Source organism: Demequina pelophila, assembly GCF_000971175.1.
In the GTDB taxonomy this organism is placed as follows: Bacteria; Actinomycetota; Actinomycetes; order Actinomycetales; family Demequinaceae; genus Demequina; species Demequina pelophila.
Genome location: NZ_BBLY01000004.1, coordinates 131,551 through 145,163, shown reverse-complemented (window position 1 = coordinate 145,163; position 13,613 = coordinate 131,551). Strand labels below are relative to the sequence as shown.

The following is a 13,613-nucleotide window of genomic DNA, read 5'->3' as shown; positions in this document are numbered from 1 at the left end:
CTCCCCCAGACAACAGAGCGAAGGCGTGACCCCCCCAGTGGAACCCTCAGTGACCCCCGCGATTCCGACTGTAACAGCGAATGTCCCAATTGTCGCTAGTGCACGGTTCGCGGGGCTTGCGGCTTTTCGGTGCAGGGAATGCGCGCGCTACTCGCCGGGCGACGCGGACGGCGACGCGGACGGCGACGCCTCGGCGGAGGGCTCCGCGCTCGGGTCGACCGGCACCGCGACGGCCGCGCCCTCGAACAGCTGGGCGCACGCGTAGACGTCCTCCTCGGCGGGCAGACAGGCCACCCCGGAGATCTCGAAGTCCGCGCTCAGCAGGTTGGCGCGGTGGCCGGCGGAGCCCAGCCACGCGTCCACCACCTGCGCCGCGGACCGCTCGGAGCGCGACAGGTTCTCCCCCGCGCTCGCGCCCTCGTGGCACGTGGAGACGAGCACGTCGTGCACCAGGTCCGGGTCGTCGACGAACGGCGCGGCGCGATCCGCGGCCTTGTCCTCGAGGCAGTCCGACCAGCGCAGCGCCTCGAGCCCCTGGGCGTCGCGCTCCTCATTGGTGAGGTCGAACAGCTCGCGCGCGAGCCTCTCACCGCCCTCCTCGGAGGCCGGCGTCGACACCACACAGCCGCTCAGCGCACCCACGTACGCCGCCGTGGCGGCGACGGCCGCGAGAACCCGCCCGAGCATCGTCCCCTGTCGCACCGTCACTCCTCGCCTCTCAACGCCGCGCCGACGGCCGCGCCCACGAGCGGGATGGCCGCCCGCGTGTAGTGGATGCCGTCGCCCGTCATGCCGTCCGCCCACGCGTCCCCGTCGCGCACCGGCGCGGGGGCGTCGACGTACTCCCAGTCCATCTCCGCGGCCAGCGACTGCAGGCCGGCGTTGAACTCGGTGGTGGTGGGGTCGATCTCGTAGCGGCGCGGCGGGACGGCGAGCACCAGGACGCGCTCCGCGTCGAAGGTCGCGGCGATGTCCGCGAGCGCCTCGTAGGTGCGCGCGGCGCCCACGTCCGCGCTCATGTCGTTGGTGCCCAGCGCCATGACGAGCACGTCCGCGGCGAGCACGTCCTCCTCGAGGAGCGCGGCGCGGTCGGCCTGGGTCCACGACGGCGCGCCCTCGACGGCGGTGCCGCCCACGAAGACCGCGCCGTCGCCGCGCGCGTGATGCACCCAGCTGAGCTCGCCCGTGACGCCGTGCTCGAAGTCCGGGGAGTTGCCCAGCGACAGGGAGTCGCCCACCACGGCGAAGGTGAGCGGGAGGGTGACCGTCGCCGCCGCGGGCACGGTGCCGACAGTGCTCACCGGCTCGGGCGACGCCGTCGCCACCGGGGCCGCGGCCGGCTGTGCGCCCGCCGAGGCGGCGGCCGTCACGGCCGGCACGGGAGCGGCCGTGCACGCCCCGAGCGTGAGCGCCGCCGCCAGGGCGGCGGGCAGCGCGAGCGCACGGACGGAGGGGGTCACGCGGTCAGGCTACCTCGCGCCGTCGCGCGCTCAGCAGGACGGCATCGCCGCCACCTTGACGAACGCGAGCGTCTGATAGACGTATTGGTACGCCCACACGCGCTTCGGAAGAGACTGCCCCGGATCGAGGTACGCGATGTTGCCGGCGAAGCACCGCTCCATGATGACGCGCGTGCGGCTGATGTGCGGCGTGAAGGTGATGACGGCGGCCGAGCGCCAACCGTGCGCCTGCGCCTCGTCCGCGAGCGCCCGCGCCTCGCCGCGGGTGGTGAAGGGGTCCGGCATGAGGCAGACGACCTTGACCTCGGGCCCCAACACTCCCTCGTCGCAGACCGCGGCGGCGCGCCCGTGGTACCTGCGCACGTCGGGGTCCTCGGTCACGGAGACCATGACGGCGTCGGCCTGACCTGCGGCCACCATCGCCTCGGCCACCCTCATCCGCGCATCGGTGGGCGGGCCGATGACATACGCGACGTCCACCTCGCGCGGCTCGTCGTGCGCGGGGAACACGTACAGCGGGATTCCGACGACGCCTGCGAGCACGATCGCGACCAGCAACCAGGCGCCGATGCGCACGCCCCGCGCCAGCCACGAGGCGAGCGCCCGCTCAGGCCCCGGCACGGATCGCGTCACCGACCGTCGCGCCGACGAGGCGCGCGGACTCGAGCGTGTAGTGGACCCCGTCGGTGGTGGCGCCGGGCGCCCACGCGTCGCCGTCCCGCACCGGGGCGGGGGCGTCGACGAACTCCCAGCCGCGGTCGGCCGCGAGCCGCCGCAGCTGCCGGTTGTAGACCGGGGTGGTGGGCGAGATCTCGGGCTCGATCGGGGGGATGGCGAGGAGCATCACCCGCGGCGCGCCCACGGTCGCGGCGATGTCGACCAGCGCGCCCGCGGTCTCCTCGAAGGGCAGGCGCCAGGCGAGGTCGTTGGTGCCCAGCGCGAGGACCAGCACGTCCGCGTCGACGGGCTCGGCGCGTGCGAGCTGCTGCGGCGCGGTCGCGCCGGGGACCGCGGTGCCACCGGCGAAGCTCACGCCGTCACCGTCACCGTCGCCACCGCCGCCTCCACCGAGGGCGTATGGCACCCAGCTGGACCCGTCGATGTCCCCAGCTGAGAAGTCCCGCGAGAAGCCCGCGGAGAGGGAGTCGCCCACCACGGCGAGGCGGATCGACGCGGCATCCGTCGTCGGAGCGTCGCCGCCGCCACCCCCGCCGGCCGCGCACGCGGCGAGGGCGAGTCCAAGAGTCGAGAGCAGCGCGGCGCGGTTCACATGGCCAGCGTAGGCGGGCGGCGACGGGACGCCGTTGTCCCGTCCGGCGGCTCGCACGGCCGCCACCCTGTCCTGCACGATCCCCCAGCTGACCATCGCGACCCCCCTCCGGCCCCGCGGCTGGCTTCAGGCTAGTGCGCCCGCGCGCCCCGCGAGTAACCACACAGTGTCGGATTTGTGAACTTTATGCAACTATTCGCCAGGCGTCTGCGCCCCCTGCGCTCCCAGCCGCTCGCGCAGCAGCTGCGCCAGGTGCCGGCCCTGTACGCCCGCGAGGTCGTTCGCCTGGGTCCGGCAGCTCACCCCGTCCGCCAGATACACGGAACCCGAAGGCGCCTCCCGCAGCGCCGGCAGCAGCGAGTTCTCCGCGACCTTGACGGACACGTCGTAGTGACCCTTCTCCGTGCCCCAGTTACCCGCGAGCCCGCAGCAGCCGGCCGTCTCCGTGACGGTCGCGCCGGCCCGCCCGAGCAGCTCGCGGTCGGCGGCGTACCCCATCACCGAGTACTGGTGGCAGTGCGGCTGCACCACCGCGGTCACGTCGGACAGGTCCGGCACGCGCCACCCGTCCCGGACCTTGACCGGCGACCGGCCCGTGAGCACCTCCGCGAGCGTCGCCGTCGCGGAGGCCACGGCGTGCGCGCGCGGATCCTCGGGCAGCAGCTCGACCAGGTCCCCGCGCAGGACCGCGGTGCACGACGGCTCGACGCCCACGATGGGCACGCCGTTGACCGCCCACGGCCCCAGCACGCCCAGCAGGTGCTCCAGCCGCCTCTTGGCGCCGTCGAGCTGGCCGGTCGAGATCCACGTGACGCCGCAGCACGCGTCGCCCGCGACCACCGCGACCTCGAGGCCCGCGTCCTCGAGCACCGCGACGATCGCCTCGGGGATCTCCGGCTCGAGGCCGTCGCTGAACGAGTCCGCCCACAGGACCACCAGGCGCGACAGGTCGCGCCCCTCCCCCGCGGCCGGGCCCTCGTCGCGACCCAGGCGACCCGGCGCATCGGCCCGTCGCGCCCTGGCCACCCCGGACGACCGGAAAGGACGCGCGAAGGCCGGCAGGCGGCGGCGCTTGTCCATCCCGGCGAGCGGGACGATGAGCCGCTGCACCCAGTCCGGCGTCATCACCGCGGTGACGAGGCGCGGCGCGAGCCCGATCACCTTGAGCCACCGCGGCAGCCACCCGATCGAGTAGTGCGTCATGGGGCGCAGGCGGCCCTTGTACGTCTGGTGGAGCACCTCCGACTTGTACGCGGCCATGTCCACGCCGGACGGGCAGTCCGCGGAGCACGCCTTGCAGCTCAGGCACAGGTCCAGGCTCTCGCGCACCTCCGGGCTGGTGAGGCCGCGCTGGTGGCGCAGGGCCTCCTGGAGCACGCGCGCCCGCCCGCGGGTGACGTCCTTCTCGTCGCCCGTGGCCTGGTAGCTGGGGCACATGAAGCCGGAACCGGCGCCGATCGCGTCCGCGCGGCACTTGCCCACGCCCGTGCAGCGGTGCAGGGCCTCGGCCAGGTCGCCGTGGTCGTGGGGCAGCGTGAATCCGGCCGATGCGGTGGCCGGCGCCGCGGGGCGGCGCAGGTTCGCGTCGAGAGGGTCGGGGTCCACGAGGACCCCCGGGTTGAGCAAGTTCTCGGGGTCGAAGAGGTGCTTGACGGCCTTGAACAGGCCGATCGCCTCGGGGCTGTACATCGCGGGCAGCATCTCGGAGCGGGCGCGGCCGTCGCCGTGCTCTCCCGAGAGGGACCCGCCGTGGGACGCGACCAGGGCCGCGGCATCGTGCATGAATTCACGGAGGGGCCGGCCGTCGACCTGGAGGGGGATGTCCAGGCGGACGTGGATGCAGCCGTCCCCGAAGTGCCCGAAGGGCTGGCCCGTCACCCCGTGGCGGTCCATGAGCGCGTCGAAGTCGCGCAGGTACGCGCCCAGACGCTCGGGCGGGACGGCGGCGTCCTCCCAGCCGGGCCAGGCCTCGGTGTTCTGCGGGGTGCGGCCGGACAGTCCGGCACCGTCGGCGCGGATGGCCCACAGGCGAGCGGCCTCCTGGGGGTCGCGGACGGCGCGCCAGGAGTCGGCGCCCGCGTCGGCCGCGAGCGCGGCGAGGGACTCCTCGGCCTCCTCGACGGTGGCGCCGCCCACCTCGACGAACAGCCAGCCGGCGCCCTCGGGCAGCGGGGGCACCGCGCCCGTGGCGGCGGCGACGCGGGCGACCAGGCGCGCGTCCAGGCCCTCGACCGCCTGGGGGGCGTGGGGCAGGATGCCCACCACCGCATCGGCCGCGGCGGGCATGTCCGCGTAGCCGAAGGCGGCGGTGAGGCGCACGGGCGGGACGTCGACCAGCCGGACGGTCGCCTCGAGGGTGGTCGCGAGCGTGCCCTCCGAGCCGACCAGGAAGCGCGCGAGGTCCGCGCCGTGCTCGGGCAGCAGGTGCTCGAGCGAGTAGCCGCTCACCTGGCGGCTGAAGCGGCCGAACTCCGTGCGGATGAGCGCGAGGTGCTCGCGGACCAGGTCCTCGAGCCCGGGGATGTGGCCGGCGCGGCCGGGGCCGGCGGTGAAGCGGCGTCCCAGGCCGTCGACCGCGTCGAGCGCGAGGACGTTGTCCGCCGTGCGACCGAAGGCCACGGCGTGGGGGCCGCACGCGTTGTTGCCGATCATCCCGCCGAACGTCGCGCGCGTGGACGTCGAGGGGTCGGGCCCGAAGCGCAGGCCGTGGCCGGCGACCCGCGCCTGGAGCGTCGAGAGGATCACGCCGGGCTGGACGCGCGCGGTGCGGGCCTCGACGTCCACGTCGAGGATCCGGTTCATGTGGCGCGACACGTCGAGCACGAGGCCCGGGCCGATCGCGTTGCCGGCCACCGAGGTGCCCGCGCCGCGCAGCGTGGTGGGCACGCCCGCCTCGCGGGCGGTCGCGAGCGCGGCGAGCAGGTCGTCGGCGTCGCGCGGGAGGGCGACCACCTGGGGCACCACGCGGTAGTTGGAGGCGTCGGACGCGTACTCGGCGCGGCGACGGGGCGCGAGGTCCACCTCGCCGTCGATCGCGCGCGCGAGGGCCGCGGCAAGGTCGGCGGCGGCGGGGTCGGCCGGGGTGGAGGCGCCGGGGAACAGGTGCGTCGTCGTCACGCCCGCCATTGTTCCACCGCAGGCCGGCACCGGGGACGATGCGGGGGGTGGTGCATCGTCCCCGGTCCCGGGGGTCTGTGTTCTGCTACTGCAGGGCGTGGCCTGTTACTTCAGGCCGACGAGGGTGCGGGCCTCGAGGTCCGTGCGCGAGTTGGGCTCGTACGCGTGGGCCTCGGGGTTGAGGTGGCGCAGCAGGTGGTGGCGCTCGTGGCGCGGCTTGACCGGCGCGAGGCCGTCCCCGCCGGGGGTGACGGAGGCGAGGCGAGGCATGTCGGGCAGGGTGGGGATCGAGGGGTTCGAGGTGAGCGGGCCGAGCAGCATGACGGGGTCGTTTCTCAAGAGAAGTGGTCTGGGTGAACGGGGTGCCGGAGCGCGGCGACGAGGACTCGGGGCGCGGGTCACCGCGAGGTATCGGGCACGGCGTACGTGAACGCGCACGCGCGGCGCTGCGCGAGGCTCACGACTCCGGTGTTCATGCACGTAATCTAGCAAATTCGGGACCTCCGGCGGGCCACGCCGGGCGTGTTGTGACGCCCCTCACGGCCCCTCCCCAAGGCGCCTCTACGCGTCTCACCAGACGGCCCCAGCGCTCGACCAAGAACCCGCCAACAGCATCGTCCCTTGGTGCCATTTCACCAGGGTTTGTAGCGTTTGCACGGGTTGTCCGTTGGGTGAAGGATGAGGGGTAGCGGGGGGAACGCTGAGGAGCGCAACGCCGCGCACCCCTCCCCGCTGGGAGGCAGCCATGAGACTGAGGAAGTTTCTGGTGACCGCGGCGCTGATGGCGCTCGCGTTCACCGCTGGCGCCGGACCGGCGACGGCCGACGCAGGAGGGTCGGGAGGCTCCGACCAGGCGAGAATCACGTTCTGCCACGCGACGGGCTCGGCGACGAACCCGTACAACCGCATCACCACCTCGGTGGCGGCGTTCTATCACGCCGGCCACATCAACGACTCCGCGCACCACTCGGGCGTGGACATCTATCCGGCCGGCTCGTTCCGGGGCGAGTCCTGGGACGCGCAGGGCGACCAGTCGCTGCTGCAGTACGAGGACTGCGCGGCCCCGGAGGAGCCCCCGGAGCCCGAGGAGCCCACCCCGGTCACCCCCGCCGCGCCCACCTGGGTGGACACGTGCGAGACCACGGGAGCGTGGGACTACACGAACACGGCCGCGTACACCTATCTGATCGAGGGCAACGTCATCACCGCGGTCGCCGCGGCGGGCGTGGTCTTCGCGGGCGACGCGGTCACGTCATGGACGGCACCCGCGGAGGACGAGGGGCTCGAGTGTGACGACGGCACGGGCGATAGGAAGATCGTCTTCTGTCACGCCACCGGGTCGGACACCAACCCGTACGTGAAGATCGAGACCTCGCTCGCGGCCTTCTACGTGGCGGGTCACATCGACCACACGGGCGACATCTACCCGGCCGGGACCTTCAACCACCCGGTCACCGGCGCCGTCTCGTGGCCCGCGCAGGGCGACCAGTCGCTGCTGGCGTATGACGACTGCATGCCGCCGCCCCCGCCGGTGATGGTGGACCGATGCGACCCGGCCTCGGGCGAGATCGTGACCGTCCCGGAGGACCAGGCCGACGGGCTCCTGCCCGCCGACAGCGAGGAGTGCTGGCCACTCGACGCGCTGGCCGAGGTCGTGGTGATGCCTGCCACGTGCGACGCCCCCGGGGAGATCGCCTACGTGACGGACATCAACGCCGTCGCGCCGGACCTGCCCACCGCACCCGGAACCCACACGGTGACGTTCACCGCCGACGAGGGTCACCGGTTCGACAACGGGTCGACCACGCTCGACGTCACGTACACGATCGAGCCCCAGCTCGATCCGGACGACCCGCTGTGCTCGCCCGGGCACCCCAACCCGCCGAACCCGAAGGTCGTGACGGAGCAGCGCGAGGCCACGGAGTGCACCATGCCGCTCGACGGCACCGCGGTGACCACCACCGAGACCCGCACCGGCTCCATCCCGTACATGTGGGACGGCGAGAGCTGGGTGCTCGACGAGGACGCCGCCGTGTGGGGCGACTGGGAGGTCACGGGGACCGAGCTCTCCCCCGACGACTCCTGCCTGCCCGTGCCCACGGACGCGCTCGCCCAGGTGGTCGTCTACCCGGGCACCTGCACGGCCCCCGGCGGGATCGACTTCGTGACGGACATCAACGCCGTCGCGCCCGACACCCTGCCGGAGACCCCCGGAACGCACACGGTGACCTTCACCGCGGAGGACGGACACGCCTTCGCGGACGGGTCGACCACGTTCGACGTGACGTACACGATCGACGAACAGCTGGCCGCGGACGACCCCTTGTGCGTGACCGGTCGCCCGAACCCGTCGATCGACGTGGACGTGCAGCCCATCTGCCGCGCCGACGGGATCGCCTACCTCGACTACTCCATCGCGATCACGGGCGGCACGCTGCCCGCGACCACGACGCTCACCTGGTTCGGCTCGACCTACGTCCAGAGCGGACTCGCGACGCCGTCGGGCTCGGTGATGTGGCCGGGGATCTCGGTGATCAACGGCGAGGTGGTGTCCTACCCCGGCTGGAACACGGTCGACGGGCTCTGGGTCGAGGACCCGTCCGCGAACCTGGGCTGGACCCGGGACGCGGAGGTGTCGTTCGACGTCGCGCCCAGCGTCCTGATCCCGGTCGAGTACCCGGATGACCCGGGATGCATCCCGACCAACCCGGAGCCGGAGCCCGACGAGGGCACGCTCACCAACACGACCACCGCGCCGCCGGCCAAGGCCGTCGCCGCGAAGGTCACCTACACGGGCTGAGGCCCGTCGGGGCCTGAGGACCCCCAGGGAGCGGCGCCGGCCGCACCCCCCGCAGAAAGGCCGCGGCCCCCGCCCTCGAGGCGGGGGCCGCGGTCGCGTTGCTGGGAGACACGCGGCGAGGGCCGCACGGCGGGGGGCGCGGTCGCGTGGCGGGGGCCGCGCGGCGGGAGCCGCGTGGCGGGGCAGCGCGGAGGGGGCCGCCGCCGCGCGAGGCGACCCGCGCATCGTCCCTGGTGGCGGGCGTCCCGCACCCCGAAAGTTCCCTTTTGCGCGCTCTTGCGCGCTATGGGGCGATAAGGCCAGGATGGGCAGTAGCGGGGGGAACGCTGAGGGGCGTGATGTCGCGCACCCCTCCCCGCCGGGAGGAAGCCATGAAGCTGAGGAAACTCATGGTGACCGCGGCTCTGACGATGCTCGCGATCACCGCTGGCGCTGCGCCGGCCACGGCCGGAGGAGGCAGCCACGACTCCCCGGGCGGGGGCGCGAACACGATCACGTTCTGTCACGCGACGGGCTCGGAGGGGAACGAGTACAACCGCCTCACCACCTCGGTGGAGGCGTTCTACAGGGCGGGCCACATCAACGCCGATGCGAACCACGCCGGCACGGACATCTACCCCGCGGGCGAGTACAAGGGCGTGCGCTGGGAGGCCCAGGGCGACCAGTCGCTGCTGAAGTACGACGGGTGTGCCGAGCCTGCGCAGGAGCCGGAGCCCGAGTCGGATCCCGTCAAGGTCTGCGACGCCGGCAGCGGGGAGCACGTCTGGGTCGAGGAGAAGCGGGAGGGCGAGTGGACCGAGCAGGCCGGTGAGCCGTTCACGGACCCGGGCTGCGCGCAGCCCGAGCCGGAGAAGGTCCAGGTGTGCGACCCCGACACCGGCTCTCTCGTGTGGGTCAAGGAGAGGGACGCGGACCAGTACTACGCCGCCGACTCGGCCTACTGCGACGGCCCGCCGGTGCCCGAGACGGTCGAGGAGAAGGTCTACGACACGGTGTGCGTCGAGCCGCTCGCCGGCCAGGCGATCACCACGACGTGGACCCGCACCGCCACGACGCAGCACATGTGGAAGGACGGCGCGTGGGTGCTCGACGAGTCCACCACCGTGTACGGCGACTGGGTCGAGACGCTCGGCTGGCCCCACGACGACGCCCGGTGCGATGCGCCGATCGTCGAGACCGTGGACGTCACCCAGTGCGTCGAGCCCCTACAGGGCCTCGCGGTGACCACCACCTCGACCCGCACCGGCACGGTCCCCGCGTACTGGGACGGCACGGCGTGGACGCCCGACCCGTCCAAGACGGTGTGGACCGACTGGGTCGAGACGGTGAGCGACCCGTTCCCGGACGACGGCTGCATGCCGCTCGCCGCATCGTTGGCGGAGGTGGTGGTCATCCCGGCCACCTGTGACGCCGACGGCGAGGTGGCCTACGTGACCGCGATCAAGGCCGACTACGCGCCGTACCCGGTCCCCACGGACCCGGGCACGCACACGGTGACCTTCTACGCCCACGCCGGCCATGTGTTCGAGGACGGTTCCGCGGTGCAGGAGGTGACGTACACGGTCGATCCGCAGCTCGATGAGGACGATCCGCGGTGCTACGTGCCCAACCCGAACCCGCCGGCGCCGCAGATCGACGTCGAGGTGGAGCTCATGTGCCGCGGGGACATCCCGTACCTCGACTACTCGATCACCGTCACCAACGGCACGCTGCCGGACACGACGACGCTGACCTGGTTCGGCTCGGAGTACACGCAGACCGGCCTGGCGACGCCGTCCGGCTCGGTCATGTGGCCGGGAGTCTCGGTGGTCAACGGCGAGGTGGTGTCCTACCCGGGCTACGAGCTGGTCGACGGGCTCTGGGTCGAGAACCCGGCGGCGAACCTGGGCTGGACCCGGGACGCCAACGTGGCGCTCGGGGTGGCACCCGGTGAGCTGATGGCGGTCACCTACCCCACGGGTGAGGGCTGCATCCCGACCAACCCGACCACTCCGACCGCGGCGACCCCGACCGAGGGGACGCTCGCCAACGTGGTGACGGCCCCGGCGGCCACGCCGGTCGCGGCCACGGTCACCTACACGGGCTGACCTCCCCCAGGAAGGACGCGGCCCCCGCCGGTTGGCGGGGGCCGCGTTCTTGTGGGTGACGCCGGGGGCGCCGGGCCGGACGCGACTCGGCGCCTCCCGGCCGCGACTCGGCGCCTCCCGGCCGCTATCCCTCGAGCATCACCACCGGGGTGCCCAGAGGCAGCCCCACCTCCTCGACCATCCGCCGCACCACGGCGTTGGGGACGCGGATGCACCCGTGCGAGACCGCGTTGCCGATGCTCGTCGGGTCGTTCGTGCCGTGGATCCCGATGACCGCCTGCCCGCCGGCGAACTCGTCGAGCACCGGCGAATAGCCCGACAGCCCGTACGCGTACGGGCCGTACAGCCCGGTCGGGTCCGGCGGCTGCAGCAACTCGCGGATGTAGTAGACGCCGCCCGGAGTCGGCATGCCGTCCGCGCCCAGCGCGATCGCCGTCTCGAGCACCACGTCCAGGCCCTCGTAGATGGTGAGCTCGAAGTCCTCCATGGCCACCTCGATACGGAAGGCGGTCTCGGTGACGACCACAGCATCGGCCCTCACCCATCCCGTGGTGCCGTTGGGCCGGACCGGGAGCAGCAGCTCGAGCCACTCCCCCTGCTGCCGCGCGACCAGAAAGACCAGCGGCGTCGCGCCGGGGGCGGTGAGGACGTCCTCCGCGCGGATCACCTGCGCGACCTCGCCGTCGGGCGCGTCCAGGACCGTGAGCGTCGTGCCGGGCGCGGTGGCGATGCGCGAGACGGGGAGCGCGACGCCCGCGGCCTCGTCGTCCTCGGGGGATCCCGAGCCGGACGCCGTCACCACCGGCTGGGTCGTGGCGGCTGGCGTGGCGGCTGGGCCGGCCGCGCCCGACGCGGTCGGGGTCTGGTCGCCGGACGACGAGCATCCCGCGACGGCCAGCGCGACCAGCGCGGCGACGGCGACGTGACGCATGCAACCCCCTCAACACCGCTCACGCTAGGGCCTGCGCCGCGCCGCGTCCATGCCTCGTCGCAAGGCGCGACGCACCTGGGGTTTCGGCCATACGATGACGACATGGAGCACCCCTCACGGGACGATGCGCCGGGCACCTCGGGCGAGGAGGCCCCCGGCCCCGGGTGGTCGCCGCCCGGGTCCCACCCGAACCCGCAGCTGCGCTCGCAGGCGCGCAACCTCGCGGTGGCGCTGTCGAACTCGGCGGCGATTCGCGGCTTCGTCGCCATCCTGGCGGGCGGGCTGGTGCTGCTCGCACCGGACACGTCGACGGAGCTGGTGCAGACCCTCGCCATCGCCCTGCTGACCTTCGGCGGGCTCATGGACCTCTTCTACGCAGTGACGGGCCGCCGCTGGTACGGCAGGCGCGGCATCCGCTGGCTCACGGCCCTGCGCGGGCTGGGCGCGCTGCTGCTCGCGGTGCCGCTGGCGTACCTCGCGTGGCTGATCGACCGGCCCGTCAGCCTCACCCTGCTCGTCGGGCTCCTGGGGATGTACGTGGGCTTCCGAGGGCTGGTCGCGATCATCGGGGCGATCGCGCACCGGCACGAGCGCGACCCCGCGGCGCGGCTGGCGCTGGGAGCGATCGCCGTCGTGGTGGGCGTGCTGTCCTTCCTGGTGCCGCAGTCCATCACCAGCGGGATCATCGCGACGGGCGCCGTCGTGTCGCTCACCGGCGGGCTGCTGCTGCTCGCCTGGAGCGTTCGGCGCGCCGCCGGCGAGACCACGCTCGAGCCGTCGCAGGCCTCGATCACGGACATCCTGTGGGACTGGGTGAAGCTCGCGGACATCGGCCGCAAGGAGCGCGCCGCGCAGGCCGACGGGCTCTACTTCGAAGAGCCCCAGCGCCTCACCAAGCTGGGCGCCTGGTGGGTGATGCTGCTGCTATCCGTGGCGATCGCGACGTTCGCGGTGCTCGCGGACTCCACCGCCGTCGTGATCGGCGCGATGCTGGTCGCCCCGCTCATGACGCCGATCGTCGGGCTCGCGGGCGCCCTGGTCAACGGCTGGGGCCGGCGCGCGTTCCAGTCCGCGGTGCTGGTCGCATCGGGCGTGGTCGTGTCCGTGATCTTCGCCGGGGCCGTGTCCCGCTGGGTGCCGGCGACGGTCACCTACGAGGCCAACACGCAGATCGCATCGCGCATCAACCCCACGACCGTCGACATGCTCATCGCGCTCGCCGCGGGCGCGGCCGGCGCGTTCGCCACGGTGTTCCACCGCATGGCGTCGGGCATCGCGGGCGTCGCGATCGCCGTGGCGCTGGTGCCGCCGCTCGCGGTGGTGGGCGTGAGCCTGGGCTCCCGCCATTGGGCCGATGCGCTGGGCGCCCTGCTCCTGTTCCTCACCAACTTCGTGGCGATCGTGCTCGCGGCGTCCATCGTGTTCGTCCTCACCGGGTTCGCGCGCACCTACGTGCTCACCACGCGGCGGCGCCAGGTGGCCCTGACGATGGCGCCGTTCGTGGTGCTCGCCGGGCTGGTGCTGGTGCCGCTGACGCTCAGCGCCGAGGGCGTGTTCCAGAACGAGACCCGCGAGTCCGACGCCGAGGCCGCCGTGCGCGAATGGCTGGGCGAGGACTCCGAACTGGTGCTGACCGCGGTGGCACTCGAGGACGACACCGTGAAGGTGTCTCTCGCGGGGGCCGGGGACCCGCCGGATCCCGCAGTGCTGCTCGCCGACCTGCAGGACGTCTTCATCCGGCCGGTGGGGCTCGAGCTGCAGATCCGGCCCGTGGAGATCATCGAGCTGGAGGCGCCCGGGAGGTAGGTGGCCGACAAGCGCCCTGCGAGGTGCTCACTGCCCAAACTGAGCGCTTTTGGTCACTGAGCACCTCCCAGGGCGCCTGGCGGCACGCGGCGGGGGCGGCGGGGCGCTCGGCCGAAGCGGGGGCGGGGGCGGCGGGGCGGGG

General features: G+C 73.3%; 10 protein-coding genes. 3 read left to right on the top strand and 7 right to left on the bottom strand.

The features are described from left to right. Positions 1-147: 147 nt before the first annotated feature. The 6 genes from AOM03_RS06365 to AOM03_RS06340 all read right to left on the bottom strand — a co-directional run bounded on the left by AOM03_RS06365 (position 148) and on the right by AOM03_RS06340 (position 6,186). A complete protein-coding gene (locus AOM03_RS06365) occupies positions 148-702 on the bottom strand; it encodes a CAP domain-containing protein (protein ID WP_062379484.1) in 555 nt (184 codons plus the stop codon). Positions 703-704: 2 nt separating this feature from the next. Beyond that, positions 705-1,460, bottom strand: coding sequence for an SGNH/GDSL hydrolase family protein (locus AOM03_RS06360; protein ID WP_062379482.1), 756 nt, complete (start codon positions 1,458-1,460; stop codon positions 705-707). A 30-nt stretch (positions 1,461-1,490) separates the two neighbouring features. Further along, entirely contained in the window at positions 1,491-2,081 is a 591-nt protein-coding gene (locus AOM03_RS06355) for a YdcF family protein (RefSeq protein ID WP_062379480.1), read from the bottom strand. Beyond that, positions 2,068-2,730, bottom strand: coding sequence for an SGNH/GDSL hydrolase family protein (locus AOM03_RS06350; RefSeq protein WP_162197270.1), 663 nt, complete (start codon positions 2,728-2,730; stop codon positions 2,068-2,070). Before AOM03_RS06350 ends, AOM03_RS06355 begins: the two co-directional genes overlap by 14 nt. 192 nt (positions 2,731-2,922) lie before the next feature. Continuing rightward, complete coding sequence (locus tag AOM03_RS06345) at positions 2,923-5,847, bottom strand: FAD-binding and (Fe-S)-binding domain-containing protein (RefSeq protein ID WP_227589912.1); 2,925 nt, start codon at positions 5,845-5,847, stop codon at positions 2,923-2,925. Between the two features lie 105 nt (positions 5,848-5,952). Continuing rightward, positions 5,953-6,186 (bottom strand): hypothetical protein, encoded by a 234-nt coding sequence (locus AOM03_RS06340; RefSeq protein ID WP_156157659.1) that lies wholly within the window; start codon positions 6,184-6,186, stop codon positions 5,953-5,955. Positions 6,187-6,592: 406 nt separating this feature from the next. Here AOM03_RS06340 and AOM03_RS06335 point away from each other — a divergent pair, with 406 nt between their 5' ends. Together AOM03_RS06335 and AOM03_RS06330 are read left to right on the top strand one after the other, a co-directional pair. Beyond that, positions 6,593-8,647, top strand: a complete 2,055-nt coding sequence (locus AOM03_RS06335; protein ID WP_156157658.1) for a hypothetical protein — start codon at positions 6,593-6,595, stop codon at positions 8,645-8,647. Between the two features lie 371 nt (positions 8,648-9,018). Next, entirely contained in the window at positions 9,019-10,734 is a 1,716-nt protein-coding gene (locus AOM03_RS06330; RefSeq protein ID WP_156157657.1) for a hypothetical protein, read from the top strand. Positions 10,735-10,858: 124 nt separating this feature from the next. Here the strand turns inward: AOM03_RS06330 and AOM03_RS06325 are convergent, their stop codons facing one another. Beyond that, positions 10,859-11,665, bottom strand: a complete 807-nt coding sequence (locus AOM03_RS06325) for a L,D-transpeptidase (RefSeq protein WP_062379468.1) — start codon at positions 11,663-11,665, stop codon at positions 10,859-10,861. Positions 11,666-11,767: 102 nt separating this feature from the next. On the opposite strand from AOM03_RS06325, the gene AOM03_RS06320 reads away from it, so the two are divergent. Further along, positions 11,768-13,471 (top strand): DUF389 domain-containing protein, encoded by a 1,704-nt coding sequence (locus tag AOM03_RS06320; protein ID WP_062379466.1) that lies wholly within the window; start codon positions 11,768-11,770, stop codon positions 13,469-13,471. The last annotated feature ends 142 nt before the right edge of the window (positions 13,472-13,613 follow it).